Annotated in this window: 18 protein-coding genes; 10 read left to right on the forward strand and 8 right to left on the reverse strand. The window is 57.4% G+C overall.

What is annotated here, in order from left to right; translation table 11 throughout:
- Positions 1 to 95 precede the first annotated feature (95 nt).
- Positions 96 to 689: a DUF3043 domain-containing protein gene (locus tag EDF61_RS04195; protein ID WP_133833361.1), complete on the reverse strand. Its 594-nt coding sequence runs from the start codon at positions 687 to 689 to the stop codon at positions 96 to 98.
- A 69-nt stretch (positions 690 to 758) separates the two neighbouring features.
- Between EDF61_RS04195 and EDF61_RS04200 the strand changes: the two genes are divergently transcribed.
- The 6 genes from EDF61_RS04200 to EDF61_RS04225 all read left to right on the forward strand — a co-directional run bounded on the left by EDF61_RS04200 (position 759) and on the right by EDF61_RS04225 (position 6794).
- Positions 759 to 2168 carry a dipeptidase gene (locus EDF61_RS04200; RefSeq protein WP_105658343.1) on the forward strand — a complete coding sequence of 470 codons (1410 nt, stop codon included), beginning with the start codon at positions 759 to 761 and terminating at the stop codon, positions 2166 to 2168.
- A gap of 134 nt (positions 2169 to 2302) precedes the next feature.
- A complete protein-coding gene (locus tag EDF61_RS04205) occupies positions 2303 to 2677 on the forward strand; it encodes a HesB/IscA family protein (RefSeq protein WP_105658344.1) in 375 nt (124 codons plus the stop codon).
- Between the two features lie 214 nt (positions 2678 to 2891).
- Positions 2892 to 3773, forward strand: coding sequence for an aa3-type cytochrome oxidase subunit II (ctaC, locus tag EDF61_RS04210; protein ID WP_105658345.1), 882 nt, complete (start codon positions 2892 to 2894; stop codon positions 3771 to 3773).
- 2 nt (positions 3774 to 3775) lie between these two features.
- On the forward strand, positions 3776 to 5494 hold the full coding sequence (ctaD, locus tag EDF61_RS04215; RefSeq protein WP_105658346.1) for an aa3-type cytochrome oxidase subunit I: 1719 nt from the start codon (positions 3776 to 3778) through the stop codon (positions 5492 to 5494).
- Positions 5495 to 5496: 2 nt separating this feature from the next.
- Entirely contained in the window at positions 5497 to 5898 is a 402-nt protein-coding gene (locus EDF61_RS04220; protein ID WP_105658347.1) for a cytochrome c oxidase subunit 4, read from the forward strand.
- Positions 5899 to 6011: 113 nt separating this feature from the next.
- Positions 6012 to 6794 (forward strand): GntR family transcriptional regulator, encoded by a 783-nt coding sequence (locus EDF61_RS04225; protein ID WP_133833362.1) that lies wholly within the window; start codon positions 6012 to 6014, stop codon positions 6792 to 6794.
- Positions 6795 to 7852: 1058 nt separating this feature from the next.
- Here the strand turns inward: EDF61_RS04225 and qcrB are convergent.
- From qcrB to ctaE, 4 genes are all read right to left on the reverse strand, one after another.
- Positions 7853 to 9523 (reverse strand): cytochrome bc1 complex cytochrome b subunit, encoded by a 1671-nt coding sequence (qcrB, locus tag EDF61_RS04230; protein ID WP_133833363.1) that lies wholly within the window; start codon positions 9521 to 9523, stop codon positions 7853 to 7855.
- A 2-nt stretch (positions 9524 to 9525) separates the two neighbouring features.
- Positions 9526 to 10575 carry a cytochrome bc1 complex Rieske iron-sulfur subunit gene (gene qcrA / locus EDF61_RS04235; protein ID WP_105658351.1) on the reverse strand — a complete coding sequence of 350 codons (1050 nt, stop codon included), beginning with the start codon at positions 10573 to 10575 and terminating at the stop codon, positions 9526 to 9528.
- Between the two features lie 71 nt (positions 10576 to 10646).
- Positions 10647 to 11441: a cytochrome bc1 complex diheme cytochrome c subunit gene (gene qcrC, locus EDF61_RS04240; RefSeq protein WP_105658352.1), complete on the reverse strand. Its 795-nt coding sequence runs from the start codon at positions 11439 to 11441 to the stop codon at positions 10647 to 10649.
- 76 nt (positions 11442 to 11517) lie between these two features.
- Positions 11518 to 12156 (reverse strand): aa3-type cytochrome oxidase subunit III, encoded by a 639-nt coding sequence (gene ctaE, locus EDF61_RS04245; RefSeq protein ID WP_105658353.1) that lies wholly within the window; start codon positions 12154 to 12156, stop codon positions 11518 to 11520.
- A 286-nt stretch (positions 12157 to 12442) separates the two neighbouring features.
- On the opposite strand from ctaE, the gene trpD reads away from it, so the two are divergent.
- A complete protein-coding gene (gene trpD, locus EDF61_RS04250) occupies positions 12443 to 13510 on the forward strand; it encodes an anthranilate phosphoribosyltransferase (RefSeq protein WP_133833364.1) in 1068 nt (355 codons plus the stop codon).
- An 85-nt stretch (positions 13511 to 13595) separates the two neighbouring features.
- Here trpD and EDF61_RS04255 read toward each other — a convergent pair whose 3' ends face one another.
- Complete coding sequence (locus EDF61_RS04255; protein ID WP_105658354.1) at positions 13596 to 13877, reverse strand: Lrp/AsnC family transcriptional regulator; 282 nt, start codon at positions 13875 to 13877, stop codon at positions 13596 to 13598.
- Positions 13878 to 14041: 164 nt separating this feature from the next.
- Between EDF61_RS04255 and EDF61_RS04260 the strand changes: the two genes are divergently transcribed.
- Together EDF61_RS04260 and EDF61_RS18935 are read left to right on the forward strand one after the other, a co-directional pair.
- The gene (locus EDF61_RS04260) at positions 14042 to 14638 is read left to right on the forward strand and encodes a sigma factor-like helix-turn-helix DNA-binding protein (protein ID WP_105661274.1); all 597 of its coding nucleotides are present in this window, start codon (positions 14042 to 14044) and stop codon (positions 14636 to 14638) included.
- Positions 14639 to 15181, forward strand: coding sequence for a hypothetical protein (locus EDF61_RS18935; protein ID WP_208294227.1), 543 nt, complete (start codon positions 14639 to 14641; stop codon positions 15179 to 15181).
- On the opposite strand, the gene EDF61_RS04270 is transcribed toward EDF61_RS18935, so the two are convergent.
- Positions 15170 to 15544, reverse strand: coding sequence for a DUF3054 domain-containing protein (locus EDF61_RS04270; RefSeq protein WP_105658356.1), 375 nt, complete (start codon positions 15542 to 15544; stop codon positions 15170 to 15172). The genes EDF61_RS18935 and EDF61_RS04270 overlap by 12 nt on opposite strands.
- A 148-nt stretch (positions 15545 to 15692) precedes the next feature.
- Between EDF61_RS04270 and EDF61_RS04275 the strand changes: the two genes are divergently transcribed.
- On the forward strand, positions 15693 to 16661 hold the full coding sequence (locus EDF61_RS04275) for an arsenic resistance protein (RefSeq protein ID WP_105661273.1): 969 nt from the start codon (positions 15693 to 15695) through the stop codon (positions 16659 to 16661).
- Positions 16662 to 16810: 149 nt separating this feature from the next.
- On the opposite strand, the gene EDF61_RS04280 is transcribed toward EDF61_RS04275, so the two are convergent.
- Positions 16811 to 17272: a DUF3817 domain-containing protein gene (locus EDF61_RS04280; RefSeq protein ID WP_105661272.1), complete on the reverse strand. Its 462-nt coding sequence runs from the start codon at positions 17270 to 17272 to the stop codon at positions 16811 to 16813.
- Positions 17273 to 17276: the final 4 nt, after the last annotated feature.

Consider the following 17276-nt stretch of genomic DNA (forward strand, 5'->3'; position numbering starts at 1 on the left):
GCTCCACAAATTTTGAACATTGTTATTCAACCAAGCAAATAACTAGAAAGGGGCAAGCTCAGCGAGCTTGCCCCTTTGCGGTCTAGCGGTATCGACTAGTCGATATTTGCGCCGCGCTTGACCTGTGGCTTTGGCAGGCGCAATTTGCGGAACTGCATTCCACGCATTGCCGCGTACATGCGTACGCCCTTTTCCATGTGGCCGAACTTGGCGACCAGGCGCTTCTTCAAGAGGATGGTCGTCACAATTGCTTCGATGATGATCAGTGCGATAACAACCCAGAGGGCTGCCTGCACAAACATCTGGATCTGCAGGTTGCGCTGGAACACCAGCGAGACAACCAAGAAGGCCAGGATGATGAACATCATGAACTCGCCGAACATCCAGCGAGAGTCAATGAAGTTACGGGTGTAGCGCTTCTGCTCACCCTTGTCGCGTGGCATCAGGTAGCGTTCATCGCCAGTTTCGTTGGCTAAGCGCAAACGATTCTGCGCTTCAACACGCTGTTGACGCTGGGCTTCCTTAGCGGCCTTGCGATCGGTAGGAACCAACGGGCGCTGACGGTTCGCCTGCTGCGCATTGCGCTTGGGCGTTGGACCAGTCTTGCGGCCGTCGGTTGTTTCCGGGGCCTGCTGGGCAGACTCCACATTTACGGGGGATTCAGGTTCATCCTTCTTACGTCCAAACACCCCTCTATTCTAGCCGGAAATAGTTAGCGGCGTGACATTCGATACGCGAGGAATTGCTAGGCTGAAGGCATGACCGAAAATACTACCTTCGACGCTGTTGCAAGCGGCGTCGATATTGCCGCGCTAAAAAGCCACATCGACACGAACTTCGAGAAGATCCTCGAAGAGCTCACTTCCCTGGTCGCGATCCCGAGCATCGCATGGGAATCCTTCGACCCGCAGAACCTGGAAAAATCGGCTGCGGCAGTGGCCGAATTGGCCAAGTCGGCCGGGATGGAGACCGTGGAAATCCTGCGCGAGCCTGCGCAGAACGGCGCTATGGGCGCGCCTGCCGTGGTAGCCCAGCGCAAGGCGGCACCCGGAAAGCCAACCGTGCTCCTGTACGCACACCACGACGTCCAGCCTCCTGGCAACGCGGCGGACTGGAACACCCCGGTATTCGAAGCCACGAAGGTAGGGGACCGGCTGTTCGGCCGCGGTGCCGCTGACGACAAGGCCGGCATCATGGTCCACATCGCGGCGATGCGCGCCGTGCTGGACCTCATTGGCGATTTCGGCGTCGGCGTAACCTACTTCTTCGAGGGGGAGGAAGAAGCAGGATCCCCATCATTCCGCAACTTCCTCGAAGCCCATCAGGACAAGTTGGCAGCAGATGTGATCGTAGTTGCCGACTCGTCCAACTGGTCGGTTGGAACCCCAGCACTGACCAGCTCGCTGCGCGGCATGTGCGCAGCGGAGATCACCGTTCGCTCGTTGAACCATGCAGTTCACTCGGGCATGTTTGGCGGACCAGTTCTCGATGGCCCGATTCTCGCCGCCAAGTTGATCTCCAGCTTCCACAACGAAGACGGTTCTGTTGCCGTTGCCGGCCTGGTTGCCAACGACATCGCTGAAGTCGACTTCGACGAAGCCGAATTCCGCAGGGACTCCGGCGTTCTGGAATCCTTCCAGCTTGCCGGCACCGGCAAGATCACCGACCGCTTGTGGAATAAACCAGCACTGAGCGTGATTGGAATGGATATCCCGAGTGTCGACCACTCGTCGAATACCTTGCTGCCGGCAACGCGTTTCAAGGTATCGATGCGCCTGGCCCCAGGGCAGAATCCTGCAGATGCGCTCAAGGCCCTTGAGGCACACGTCAAAAGCGTTGACCTTCGCGGTGCCGAGGTTGAATTTGTCGCCACCGAAGCAGGCAACGCCTACAAGGCGAACCTGGACGCTTCGGCAAATGACACTGCGCGCTGGGCGCTTGAACAAGCTTGGGGCGTTGTACCAGTAAATATGGGCCTGGGTGGATCAATTCCATTCATCGCAGATTTGCTGGAAGTTTTCCCGAAGGCGCAGATCCTGGTGACCGGTGTCGAGGATCCCGATTCGCGTGCGCACTCGGCCAACGAGTCGCTGCATCTAGGCGACTTCCAGCACGCAATTGAGGCTGAAGCCCTCATGCTGGCGAGGATCAACGCCAAGGGACTATGAACCGTGTCATACGGAGAGACGCAGGGGAAGAATTCTTCAGCGTAGCGACGTAGGATAGAAGCAAGAACAGAGGTGCCGGTTCCAGTAACAAATCTGGAGCTTGGTGCCGCATCGAGCAGTATGGGAGGAAAATCATGACTGCATCTGTTGACCAGACCAAGGGCGATCCAACTGAGGTGCCAACCCATGAGGTAGAGATTTCCGACGTGGCGGCGGACAAGGTTCGCTCGCTTCTGGAACAGGAAGGCCGGGATGATCTTCGTCTCCGCATCGCCGTGCAGCCAGGTGGCTGCTCGGGCCTTATCTACCAGCTTTACTTCGATGAGCGCATGCTCGACGGCGACGCGGTACGCAACTTCGATGGCGTTGAGGTCATCGTTGACAAGATGAGCGTCCCGTACCTCGCTGGCGCGTCCATTGATTTCGAGGACACCATCTCGAAGCAGGGCTTCACCATCGACAACCCGGCCGCATCGGGTTCCTGCGCCTGTGGAGATTCCTTCCACTAGGCCGTAGGGAACAAACGCCGCTGTTCAAACGTTGAAGAAATTTCTCGTTAGCACAGCGGCGTTTTTCGGCATTCTGACCCCAAAGAGGGTAAGCTCTACATTAAGTAGTAAAACTATGTTTCCCTTCGTGAGCCACCTCACCGTGCAACTCGTTTAAACCACGAGGTGACTTATGAAGACCACATTCTGCACCAACAAAGAGGAAGGGCCGTCTGTGAGTTCGCAAGACCGAACCGGCAGTCGCGGGTCCGCTAAAGCCAAAGTACTGGCTTTAGTCGGCACTGGCGCATTGCTGTTGACGGGATGTACAGCGGAGGCAAAACGCGGTTGGCTCCCAAACGTGGAGCGCGACACCACCAACCACACCGGGGCAATCCAGGATTTCTGGGTTAACTCGTGGATCGCTGTTATTGTCGTCGGCGTATTGACCTGGGGATTGATGCTCTGGTGCGTCATCGCCTACCGCCGCCGCAAGAACGATACGGGTTACCCGCGTCAGCTGAGCTACAACCTGCCATTGGAGATCTTCTACACGGCCATTCCTTTGGTCCTTGTTCTAGTCTTCTTTAGCTTCAACAACACCCTGGAAAAGCAGATCAACGCCCCTGTTGATTCTGAGGTCGTAGTCGACGTCCGAGCCAAGCAATGGTCGTGGGACTTCAACTACAGCTACCAGGGCACCGAGAAGTATTACGCCGGCGAACAGGCTCACCTGAACACCGATGGCTCGGAAGGCGTTCGCGAAGAACTGCCAACCTTGTACCTGCCAGCGGGCAAGTCGGTAACCCTTGAGCTGAATAGCCGCGATGTCATCCACTCCTTCTGGGTACCAGCCTTCTTGCAGAAGCTGGACATGATCCCAGGCAAGACCAACTACATCTACCTGACTCCACAGGTTGAAGGCAGCTACGACGGAAAGTGCGCCGAGCTTTGCGGCGAGTACCACTCCGAGATGCTCTTCAACGTCGAGGTTGTCAATGAGTCCGAGTTCAAGGCTCAGCTGGCAAAGATGGAAGATGGACACATTGGTGAAGAGTACGACCGTAAGCCAGATGTTGTTAACGGCGTCGTAGTAGAGCACGGGGAAGGAGAGTAATCATGACAACGTTTGAATATGCAACTGACGACGTGAAGTCGATTGCTCCAGCCGTAGTGCCGAAGTCCAAGGGTCGTCTGTTCGTCGACTACATTACTTCGACCGACCACAAGAAGATCGGGTACATGTACCTGATCAGCTCGTTCATCCTGTTCTGTGTCGGTGGCGTTATGGCGCTGCTGATTCGTGCAGAGCTGTTCGAACCAGGCATGCAGATCCTGCAGACCAAGGAACAGTACAACCAGCTGTTCACCATGCACGGCACTGTCATGCTCTTGATGTTCGCAACCCCGCTGTTCGCAGGTTTCGCCAACGTCATGATGCCCCTGCAGATCGGTTCCCCGGATGTGGCCTTCCCACGTCTGAATGCATTGGCTTTCTGGTTCTTCTCGCTGGGCTCGCTGATCGCTCTGGCCGGCTACCTCACCCCCCAGGGTGCAGCTAGCTTCGGTTGGTTCGCTTACGCTCCGCTGTCGAACACCACCTTCTCGCCAGGAATCGGCGGAGACCTCTGGGTCTTCGGCCTTGCACTGTCGGGCTTCGGTACCATCCTTGGCGCCGTCAACTTCATCACCACGATCATCTGCCTGCGTGCACCTGGCATGACCATGTGGCGCATGTCGATCTTCTCGTGGAACACCTTGATCACCTCGTTGCTGGTCCTGATGGCTTTCCCGCCACTGGCAGCTGCGCTGTTCGCACTGGGTGCAGACCGCCGCTTCGGTGCCCACATCTTCGACCCAGAGAATGGCGGTGCCGTACTATGGCAGCACCTGTTTTGGTTCTTCGGGCACCCTGAGGTCTACATCATTGCTTTGCCGTTCTTCGGCATCGTCTCCGAGATCTTCCCAGTGTTCTCCCGCAAGCCGATCTTCGGCTACAAGGGCCTGGTCTTCGCGACCATCTCGATTGCTGCACTGTCGGTTTCCGTGTGGGCACACCACATGTACGTCACTGGCTCGGTAATGCTGCCGTTCTTCGGCTTCATGACCATGCTGATCGCAGTTCCAACCGGTGTGAAGTTCTTCAACTGGATCGGAACCCTGTGGCGCGGCTCGATCACCTTCGAAACCCCAATGCTCTGGAGCATGGGCTTCATGATCACCTTCCTGTTCGGCGGTCTGACCGGTATTATCCTGTCGGCTCCGTCGCTGGACTTCCACGTATCGGATACCTACTTCGTTGTGGCTCACTTCCACTACGTAGTCTTCGGTACCGTTGTGTTCGCGATGTTCGCTGGCTTCTACTTCTGGTGGCCGAAGTGGACCGGCAAGATGCTCAACGAGCGTCTTGGCAAGATCCACTTCTGGTTGCTGTTCATCGGCTTCCACGGCACCTTCCTGATCCAGCACTGGCTGGGCGTTATGGGCATGCCACGTCGCTACGCCGACTACATGCCTGAAGATGGCTTCACCACCATGAACCAGGTTTCGACCGTCTTCGCATTCATTCTGGGTGCGTCGATGATTCCATTCTTCTGGAACGTGTGGGTAACCCACCGAAACGCCAAGAAGGTCGAAGTAGATGATCCATGGGGCTTCGGCGCATCGCTGGAATGGGCAACTTCTTGCCCTCCACCACGCCACAACTTCCACTCGATCCCTCGCATCCGTTCCGAGCGTCCGGCACTGGATCTGCACCACCCGGAACTGAGTGGACGGGTAACCCCCGAAACTCCGGTTGCGAAGATCTTCGGCTCGGCTGACCAGAAGGACGTGTAACGATGAAAGTTGAATCCTGGATTTTCCTGGGTGGCGTCTTCTTCTTCACCCCAGTAGCGATTGTCTACGGTTACATGACCAACTGGAGCGAATGGGTCGGATTCCTGGCATTGCTGATGCTGGTCGCATTGTCCGCGATGGTAGGTGGCTACTTGCTATTCACCGCTAAGCGCGTTGGCAACAGGCCCGAGGACCGCGTGGATGGCGAAATCCACGAGAACGCCGGCGATATCGGAATGTTCTCCCCATGGAGCTGGTGGCCACTGGTCCTGGCTTCGGCTGCAGCGATTGGCTTCCTTGGCCTCGCTGTGGGCTGGTGGGTCTTCTTCATCGGCGCCGGTTTGGCCGTCGTTGGCGTGACCGGCTGGGTTTACGAATACAGCCGTGGCGATCACGCTCACTAGGCAGTAACCCTGACGGGACGACAAGCAATTTTGCTTGTCGTCCCGTTAGTCTTTTAATAGGGGTTCCTCGATGGCGATAGGCCGTCAGGCTATTTGGATCAAGGAGAAGCAGCATGCGCCACGCACCGCAGCCACATGTCCAGGCGCACCTTGATCCGGCCAGCCGGCAAAGTAAGTACCGGCAAATCCGAGAGATTCTCAAGACCCATGCGCGCGAGGCCTGCAAACCCGGCTACAAGCTTCCGCCCGAACGCGTGCTGGCAGAGCACTTCGGCGTGGCCCGCAAGACCATCCGCCAAGCCATCGATGCCTTGGTGGATGAACAAGTGCTCAAACGCGTGGTGGGAATCGGCACATTCGTCGTGCCCGAAAAATTGGACCTTCGTGTCCGCCTGCATTCCTACTCCGAAGATATGATGCGCCGCGGCATGGTTCCCGATGCCCATGTACTCGAATTCGCGGAGATCAAAGCCAGCGCCACCTTGGCTTCGCAGCTGATGGTGGAGGAGGGTACTGCCGTAGTCCAGTTCAAGCGCCTGCTGCTGGCCGATGGCACCCCCATGAGCCTGGACGAGAACTATATGCCTGCCGATCTCGTGCCTGGCTTTGTGGATGGCGATCCGCCGTCAAAGCTCTATCAGGCATTGCACGAGCGCTATGGCATCTTGCTCGAATGGGGTGAGGACCAGGTGGAAAGCACTGCGGCGAGCAAGCGGCAAGCCGTACTCCTGGGCGTAGAACCAGGCTTCCCGCTCCTGCAGATCACCCGGTATGCCTACATCGGCGATCGGCTAGCCGACTACTCGGTCTCGCTCTACCGCTCAGACCGCTACAAGCTCTTCGTGCCGTTGCAGCGAGTGGGCACACGCACGCCTCGCTACACCGATACTTTCTAGGCCTGGCCTGGCCAGGCGGCCGGCTGCTTCGATTTCAACGGGCAAGTACCAGGCAAACCCGTCAACCATGCCCAAGGATGCCATATCTGCCGTTCAAAATGGTTCCGGGCATCAACTACTGAATAAGCACTCCCGCAGCCTGGTCCGCCGGTATGGAGCTATAGCAGGAACTAGCAGGTCTCCCGCACACGGAAGAAGATCGCGGCGCAAGCTCAAAGCCGCTTCAAGGCAGCAGGACATGGAATGTCGACGGAAGTTGAAAAGTGGACACTCCAGCCGCCCTGTCCAGTGGGAAACCAGCCACACTGGTGCGATAGGCCGTAGCGAAGATCCAATATATCCCTAGATCACACAGTCTTGTTTGCAGCGTGATTCTGCCATCCGGTCGATGCGTCCAGAGTTATTCCGTCATCCAATTCAAACGATTCTGAAGCAGGACTGGAGGTCATGGTGCCTGCCGGGCATTCTTTCTGGCAGGGGAGCAGCCTTTGGAAGAGCGCTCTGGATATCGGCTCGGCCATGCCGAGCGCCAAAACGGGAGTCTGAACTGCTGCATTCGAAGTCTTGGCGAACGTGATTGCGGAACTGAGCTCGTCCCCAGTCTGGAGGGCCTTCGCTGGAAAGACGAATGCACTGAGCAGCTCTCCGCTCCGGTTCGGCCCGGGACGACACCGGGCAGCTGCGCCAGTCGCAACTGGCATTGGCGTGCAGCATTCGATTCCAGCCAATCCAGAATGGCTGCACTGCAGGCCGGCAGTAGCATACAGCCCCGAACGGCATTTCTGACTGAAGTGCCAAACAGGATGGCCAATTCTTCTCCGCACTGGGGAGCGCAGCTCGATACGCGGCTAGGGGAGCAGGAACGGACTTTCCACCCTGAGCACCCGGCAGTGCCAGATGGCGTTCTCAGCCACTGGAATTTCGATGGGCGTCCACCATGCGTCTTCGGAGCGCTCACCGGCGCTAGGCTCACTGGGCCCCCTGGGAAAGCCGGGTTAACGAAAGGAGGGACACACCTTGCGGTGTGTCCCTCCTTTTGTGACTAACTCAGGTCGCTATTACTTGGCGATCGAGTCCTGCGTGTCACCCTCAACCTCATGGTGGCCGTGGGCTGCATGAGCAGCTTCCAGCTCCGATGGGGTTACCGGGGCGACGCGATCTTCGAAGAAGAACTTCGAGATTGCTGCACGACGCTTCTCCGAACCGGAGACGTGTCCTGCTGCGTCAGGCTGAGCCGGGATGTACTTGCGATCAACGTAGTTGGTCAGCAGGTAACGCTTGTAGACGTCGACTTCCTCGTGCTTCTCCGAGAAGCCGCCCTCAGGCGACATCTGGATGATGCCAGCTTCACGGCCGTGCAGGACGATCTCGCGATCCTTGCGCTGCAGCGACAGGCAGATACGGCGAGTCAACCAGAAGGCGAAGATTGGGCCCAGGAAGAACAGCGTACGCAGCCAGTAGGTGACATCGTTCAGCGACACGTGGAAGTGGGTCGCGATCAAGTCCGAGGAAGCAGCAGCCCACATGACGCAGTAGAAGACTACGCCGGCAGCGCCCACTGCGGTTCGGAATGGAGCGTTGCGTGGACGGTCGAGCAGGTGGTGCTCACGGTTGTCCTTGGTGATCCAGCGTTCGATCCACGGCCATGCGAACATCACTGCGAACAGTGCGCCTGCAGGAACCAGTGCTGGCAGCAGTACCGACATCACCAGGGTGTTATCGCCCCATGGGAATGGAATGATCCATTCGAAGCTGAAGTTGCCCAGGTAACCTGGCATCAAGCGCAGCGCGCCATCGACGAAACCGATGTACCAGTCCGGCTGGGTACCAGCCGAAACAGGGGATGGGTCATATGGACCGTAGTTCCATACCGGGTTGATCTGGAACAGGCCAGCAATGAATGCCACGATGCCGAAGACGATGAAGAAGAATCCACCGGCCTTGGCTGCGTATACCGGACCAACAGGGAAGCCAACAACGTTGTCGTTGGTGCGGCCTGGGCCAGGGTACTGGGTGTGCTTGTGGGTCACGACCATGAACAGGTGCACAACGATCAGCAAGATGATGACCGCAGGAACAATCATGATGTGCAACGAGTACAGTCGCGGAATCACGGTATCGCCAGGGAACTCGCCGCCGAAGAAGAACATCGACAGGTAGGTGCCGACGATCGGCAGTGCCTTCATGACGCCATCGATAATGCGCAGGCCGTTGCCGGACAGCAGATCATCTGGCAGGGAGTAGCCGGTGAAGCCGGCAGCAAGACCCATGATCAGCAGCACGCCGCCGACAACCCAGTTCAGTTCACGTGGGCGACGGAATGCGCCGGTGAAGAATACGCGCAGCATGTGCACGGACAGGGAAGCGACGAACAGCAGTGCCGACCAGTGGTGTACCTGTCGCATGAACAGGCCGCCGCGCACGTCGAAGGAGATATCCATGGTCGAGGCCATAGCCGTCGACATGCCGATACCCTTCATCGGTACGTACGAGCCGTCGTAGACGACGTGAGCCATCGACGGATCGAAGAAGAAGGTCAGGAAGGTGCCCGAGAGCAGCAGCAGTACGAAGGTGTACATTGCCACTTCGCCGAACATGAACGACCAGTGGTCCGGGAAGATCTTGCGACCGAATTCCTTGACCATGCCCGAAGCGCCGACGCGGGAATCCACGAAGTTGGCGATGCGACCTGTAGCGGTCGATGCCTGGTATTCGTTAGTCGTCGTCATGATTAACCACGCTCCCAGTAGGACGGGCCAACTGGTTCGTGGAAGTCACTCTGAGCTACCAGGTAGCCCTCGGAGTCCACGGTAATTGGCAGCTGTGGCAGTGCGTGGCCAGCTGGGCCGAAGATGACCTTGCATTCCTGCGTCAGGTCGAAGGTCGACTGGTGGCAAGGGCACAGCAAGTGGTGGGTGTGCTGCTCGTACAGAGCAATCGGGCAACCCACGTGGGTGCAAATCTTGGAGTATGCGACGATGCCGTCGACGTTCCACGTTTCGCGTCCCTCGGAGATCTGCATTTCTGCTGGATCCATGCGCATCAGCAGAACGACGGCCTTGGCCTTTTCGTTCAGCGGGTGCTCGGTCTCGTTGAGGCCTTCTGGGATCACGTGGAATGCGGAACCGATCTGCACATCCGAAGCCTTGATCGGGGTACCAGATGGGTCGCGGGTCAGACGGATGCCCTTGTCCCACATGGTGTGGCGCAGGGAATCGATCATCTCGTTCGCGGTGTTACCGGTGCGATCCAGGTCGCGGAACATGAAGATTGCTGGGATTGGCGCCAAGGCGATGGCACCGATCAGGGTATTGCGGATCAGCGGACGACGCTTGATGCCGGACTCTTCGAGCACGGTATCGATGATTTCGACGGCATCCTGGCGATCTTCTTCCGAGCGGATCTCGTGGCGCATTTCCATGAGCTCGTGATCCGGCATCAGGGTCTTGGCCCAGTGAACAATACCCACACCGATACCGAGCATCGCGAAAGCGGTGCCCAGTCCCAGTGCAGCGTTCTGCACACGCAGTTCAGCGAAGGTCATCTCGCCCAGGTGGCCCAGGACGAAGTAGGCCACGAAGAAGAAGAGCGTGCCGATGATGGAGATGGTAAATAGGAGCGCTACTTGACGCTCATGTCGCTTGGCTGCGCGCGGATCGCGGTCTGCGAGACGCGGACGATGGGGTGGTAAGCCCGGATCTGGGAATCGATCCTGAGCTACATCGTCAGCCTTAGCAACGGTGCCCGAGTTTTCGGGACTGCCGTGACTATGGTCGCCCATGTTTCTCTCTCATCCTTCTGTTAGGAATTTATGTACGTAGTGATGGTTACGGCCGAGGCCGCGGGTTTGCCTTAGGAAGGACGCGAGGTCAACCAAATGGTGAAGGCAATGATGATACCCAGACCTGCGGTCCAGGTGAACAAGCCTTCAGCAACTGGACCCAGGGAGCCCAGGGCTGCACCGCCAGCGGAACCATTTGCTTCAATGGTCTTCAGGAAGGTGATAACGTCACGCTTCTCTTCTGGGGTGATGTTCGAGTCGTTGAACACTGGCATGTTCTGTGGGCCGGTAGCCATCGCTTCGTAGATGTGCTTCTCGGATACACCGGTCAGGGTTGGTGCGAACTTGCCGCGGGTCAACGCGCCACCGGCAGCAGCCGCGTTGTGGCACATTGCGCAGTTCACACGGAAGACGGTGCCACCGTGGGCGGCGTCGCCCTGGGTGGTATCCAAGTATTCCTCATCAGGGATCGCTGGGCCTGCACCCAGGCTTGCAACATACGCTGCCAGCTGGGAGATCTGCTCGTCGTCGAACTGTACTGGCTTGACCTGGGCCTGCGGGCCCTGCATCTGCATCGGCATACGGCCGGTGCCGACCTGGAAGTCAACAGAAGCCGCGCCAACGCCGATCAGCGATGGACCGGAGTCAGAGCCTTCGGCATTCATGCCGTGGCAAGTAGCGCAGTTGGCGACGAAAAGCTTCTGACCTTCTTCTACATCGGCCTGCGATGCAGAAGTGGTCTCAGCTGCCTTCGCTTCGCTGATGTTACCGGCTGCAGTGTAAAGACTGCCGGTAATCAGCAATCCGAACAGAAGCAGGGCCACAGCGGCGAGCGGGTGGCGGCGCTTTTTCGAAAGAGCCTTCACTTGCTGGTTCCTCACTTAGTTTCTTTGGTGTGGTGTTGCCGTACTTCTTGTTGAGGCAACTAATGAATTTAAGTTGCTACTTCAAGAAGTAGATGATCGCGAACAGGGCGATCCAAACAACGTCAACGAAGTGCCAGTAGTAGGACACGACGATGGAGCCGGTTGCTTCGAAGTGACCAAACTTCTTAGCCAGCATCGCACGACCAATGATCAGCAAGAATGCAATCAGACCACCAGCGACGTGAATGCCGTGGAAGCCGGTCGTAATGTAGAAGGCCGAAGCGTAGGAGTTCGAGTCGAATGCCACGCCCTCGCTAACGAGGACAGCGTATTCGTAGGCCTGAACCGAAACGAAGATCGCGCCAAGGATGAAGGTAAGAATGAACCATTCAATCATTCCCCATTCCTTGAAGTTGAAAAGCCCACCGGAACGGCGAGGCTTGAATTCTTCGGCACGGAACACGCCTAGCTGGCACGAGAACGAGCTGGACACCAGGATGATGGTGTTAACCAGCGCGAACGGTACGTTGAGCTTGGCAGTTTCAGTCGCCCATAGTTCGGGCGCGGCAGCCCGGAGGCTGAAGTACATGGCGAAGAGGGCGGCGAAGAACATGAGCTCGCTGGAGAGCCACACCATCGTTCCCACCGACACCATGTTTGGGCGGTTCGGCGCATGTGGCGCCGTCGTATTTGGGGCATGAGTCGCAGTTGTCACACTGACATTATGTCTCTAAATGCCCCTCAGATACCAATGCAAAAGCGGGTTGGCAGAGGTTTGTTGCGCCACATCTTGGCAACATCCGCGGAAACATGCGGAAGTACAGAGAAAACTCTTTCTACAATTCGTAGAGCTTCGTCCGGCGAGTCTCACGAAACAATCATTTATGCAACGAAAGTGTTTCGTATTTAACCCCAGAAACTAGGCATTTTTAGCGACCTGAGCCACATCATCTAACGACATGAATTGGGTAGCGCCCCGGTGTCTGGATAGGCTTTCCCATGTGTCAACGAGCCTTGTAAACGAAAAGTTCCCGACGTGGCCAGATCTATTGGCCACCCTGATCAACGGTGGCGATCTCAGCCGCGAACAGGCCGCTTGGGCAATGAATGAGATCATGTCCGGCGAGGCGAGCGACGTTCAGATTGCCGGGTTCCTGGTTGCACTGCGATCCAAGGGTGAGACCGTGGCCGAATTGACCGGCTTGGTGGACTCCATGGTCGCCAATGCGCGCCCTTTGACCATCGATGCACAAACTTTGGACATTGTTGGGACCGGTGGCGATCGCCAGAACACCGTCAACATCTCAACGATGGCCACACTGGTGTGCGCTGGCGCCGGCGTGAGCATAGTTAAACACGGCAACCGCGCATCCTCTTCGTCCTCGGGTTCCGCCGACGTGCTTGAAGCATTGGGCGTCCGCCTGGAGGTACCAATCGAGCGCCTTGTAGAGGTGTACGACAAGGTTGGGATTGCGTTCTGCTTCGCCAACGTCTTCCATCCCTCGATGCGCCACGTTGCCGGAGCACGCCGTCAATTGCGCATACCAACCGCTTTCAACTTCATGGGCCCCTTGACCAATCCCGCATTGCCCAGCGCATCCGCCATCGGCTGCTCCGACATGGTCATGGCACCAATCATGGCGGGCGTTCTTGCAAGCCGTGGCGTGCGTGGGCTGGTCTTCCGCGGGGATGACGGACTGGATGAACTAACCACCACTACAGCTAACCGCGTCTGGGAAGTGCGCAACGGCACGGTCTCCGAGTTCACGTTCGATGCCCGGGACGTGGGATTTGCCCGTGCGACGCTTAATGATCTGCGCGGTGGAGATGCACTACATAACGCAGGGGTTGTACGAGATGTCATCTCGGGGAGTCCCGGACCCGTTCGAGATGCGGTCCTCCTGAACGCGGCTGCCGGAATGGTGGCTTACAGCGATACTGCTGAAGGCAGTTTCGAAGACCGCATGCGGGCGGCGATTGGGAAAGCAGCGCATTCCATCGATTCCGGTGCGGCGAAGGCGACCTTGGAAGCCTGGTCCTCAACGACCCAGGCGATCGTAGGCGCGTAGCACCGTCAGATGCCAACAAAGCCGGTCTTTGGTTCGCGATTTTACAATCGCTGAACCGAAGGCCGGCTTTGTTCTTGAAAAGTCCTTAGTCGCCTAGGCCTAGGGAAAAAGCTGCTTCAAGATCATGTTCCGAATATGCGCGGAATGCAATGTGGGTCTGGGTGCCGCGGATGCCTGGAATCTTGGAAAGCTTATTGGCAATGACTTCGGCAAGGTCCTCGTGCTTGTTGACTCGTGCAATTGCAATCAAGTCCCAGTCGCCTGCTACGGAATAGACTTCGCTGATGCCCGAGATTGCGGAGATCTGCTTAGCGCATTCAGGGATACTGTCCGTTGCAGTCTGGATCATGACGAATGCGGTGACCATCACTGTGCCTTTCGGTTCTAACTTGTCGCCTGCCAGGAGGCGGCTGATCTGGAATCAACTCTAGTCGAAAAGCAGCGAATGAGAGGCATGGGCGCATCGCCCCGCTTCGCATAGTACAATGATTTTAATTTGTAGATTCGGATACAAAGTTTTACAATTGTTTCATGATTGTGTTGACCATTGACCAGCGGCGTTCACGTTCCACCGAAGACAAGGTGGAGGCTCTAGTCAAGCAAGCTAATGCTACCGTTCCAGTGGTTCGCCCCTTCCAGCGAACCGCCGGCGATGAAGTCCAAGCTGTCTTGGATAACGCCAACGAAGCAATTCGCTTGGCAGTGATGATGGCAGCTTCAGGGGACTGGAGTGTCGGCATTGGCTTCGGGCAAGTTGAAACGCCACTGCCCGAAGAAACCCGTGCCGGACGGGGGCCTGCCTTTGAATATGCTCGTGTCGCAGTTGAGCGGGCAAAGAACACCAATGCGCATCTAGCTGTTCATGGACCGTCGCATGAAGCCACCCGCCTGGAAGCCGAGCTCCAGCTGACTGCCTGCATAGTTTCAAAGCGACGGGCCACGGCATGGGAAGCTGGCACTCTGGCCGATGAAGGCCTGACCCAGCAGCAGATTGCCCAAGAATTAGGAATCACCCAGCAGGCTGTCTCTTCTCGTCTGTCGGCCGCGCTATGGTTTGAGGCGAACCGAATGATGGATGAAGCTGCCAAATCGCTGAACCGACAGCTGAAGATGCTAAAGGAGCAGTAAATGCTTTGGATCGCTTGGGGGAGTCTGAGCCTGGCGGCGTTTGTCTCTTGCATAGCTGCCTACCTTGGCTATGCCATGGGCAAACGAGCTCGTGTCCGCGACTGGCTAGTTGTGGGCTCTGCCCTGTTCGCCATTCTCTCGGCCCTGCTGGCAGTTGCTTCTCAAACTTCGTTGGAGCAGAACGGGCTTTCGCCGGTGTACGCGATCGTCCTGAGTTCCATCTTTGCCATTAGTTTCGGCGGTCCGTTTACGGAACTTGTTTTCCGGCTTGCTGCGAAGAATGATGTCGAGCTCCAAAAGGAGGAGTCCGACCCTTCACCGCTTCGAGGCGGGCTGTGGATCGGACTCCTGGAGCGCACGGCCATCGTTGGAAGCCTCTGGGCCGGTTGGCCAGAAGGCATTGCCGTCGTCTTGGCGGTCAAGGGTCTTGGCCGGTTCTCTGAACTGAAAAACCATCGCGCCGCCGAACAGTTTATTCTGGGGACTTTCGCCAGCGGTCTCGTCGCTGCCGGTTCCTACGGGCTCGGCCTGCTATTTACCTAGCCGCTTAGCCACCATTGAGGTAACCAGCCGACGCCCCATCAAGAATGCGCCCAGAACCAATGTCGCGACAATGATGAAGGGGAGTGCCGCAGTGGAATCCATGCCAACGCGAAGCGCAAGGCCCGCTGCTACGGTCACCACCCAGACCAGTACGCCAACAGGGAAGAGCTTGTTGATCGTGGTCCAAGGCTTGGACAGCAAGGTCACGACGACGTAGGCAACCAAGAACGGCAGGGCGGTCATCAGGATGCCGCCAATGCTCAAGGCATGCTCGTGTTCACGTCGACCGAGCAGGGCGAATAGAACAATGAGAACAACGTCGACAGCCATCCACAGCGGCCACTTACGAATAGAATCCTTCATGTACTCATCATAGGTTTACCCCGGTGTCCGTGAGTAATTCGGCGTTGGCTGGATCGTTGTCGGTTCAGACACAGAAGGTCGCCGTCGAGGCTCGCCCGAATGAGCTCACGGCCATGGTGGCCGCAGCTATTGTTCTAGCATTAGTCCTATGAAGATCTGGCCTGGCAATGCATGGATGCAAACGCACCAGATCGCCCTCTATTTATCCGCGATCACTGCCGGTTGCGTTCTCGGCCTGGCCTTGCCTGCCGCAAGCAAGGGTCTCGAGAACTCGGTTAACCCGTTCCTTGGATTGCTGCTCTACGCTACTTTCCTGGGCATGCCGCTGACCCGTTTTCCGGAGGCCTTCCGGGACACTCGCTTCATGGGTGCACTGTGCGCGGTCAACTTTGCCGTGGTGCCGCTCGTGGCCTTCGGGCTATCGCGAATAGTGGCGGGGGACCAGGCACTGCTCTTCGGCGTGCTGCTGGTCTTGCTAGCGCCCTGCATCGACTACGTTATCGTCTTTACCGGCTTAGCCGGGGGAGACAGCCAACGGTTGCTGGCGGCCACACCGCTCTTGTTGATCTTGCAGATGCTGCTCGTGCCGGCATACCTCTATATATTTGCTGGACCCTCGGCGATCGACGTGATCGTGCCAGCTCCTTTCCTGGGGGCACTGCTGGGACTGATCGTGCTCCCACTGCTGGCAGCAGCACTCACCCAGGCACTCGCCAAACGATTTACCTGGGCAGAGCCCATCGGGGATTGGGCCGACTATCTAATGGTTCCGTTGATGATGGGAACGCTATTTAGCGTGGTGGGCTCGCAGATCTTCACGGTGAGCGCAAGCCTGGGTCAATTAGGGCTGGCCATTATGGTTTTCGCCCTGTTTATCTGCATCATGAATGTCCTTGGATACTCCGCGGGGAAACTCTTCAAGCTGCCCACCGCCTCGCGGCGGGCAGTTACTTTCAGCGGCGTCACACGCAATTCTCTGGTGGTGCTTCCCCTGGCCCTGGCTTTGCCCGCGGAGCTGGAATTAGCTTCTGCCGTGGTCGTTAGCCAGACCTTGGTAGAGCTAATTGGAATGTTGGTGATGGTTCACTACGCACCGAAGCAACGCACCACCAAGTAGTTCGAGCCTTACCCTGCTATGTCCGGATTAAACAGAATTTGCCTGGCCAAGAACACATGGAAGTGACCGGGCCAGGCAAATTGGATTGAGGAGTCAGTGCATTCAGTGATGCCCAGGCGAAAGCAGCCTGCTCCTCATAGAATCCATGATTAGTGCTCGCCACCTGGAGGGCCAATGAAAAGCATGGCCGAGAAGATACCGGCAATAACGACGAATAGCAGGACCGTGGTCAGCGCCGGGCGGGCAACAAGCCAACGCATCGTCGCGTCGGTCCACTTGCGATCATCTGGATGATCGGTTGCTTCGGTACGCCAGGTACCTTCCAGCTTTCCCTTGCGTTCCAGCCACTTGTCGTAAGGAATGGTCAGATATGGGACGACGGCGGTCGCGGCAGCTCCAATGATCAGCGACTTCCTCCAGCGCTGATTCATGCCAATGAGCACAGCCATCGTTGCATAAGTCAGGAAGACAAAGCCGTGGATGAAGCCGGCAATGGATACAGGCCAATCACCAACCTTGACGACGTACTTCAAAATCAATGCGATGATCAGCATCGTCCATGTGACAGCTTCAGCGCGGGCAACTAGACGGTACAGGGCGCTTGGAGACATAGGG

The organism is Arthrobacter sp. JUb115, from assembly GCF_004365035.1.
Lineage (GTDB): Bacteria > Actinomycetota > Actinomycetes > Actinomycetales > Micrococcaceae > Glutamicibacter.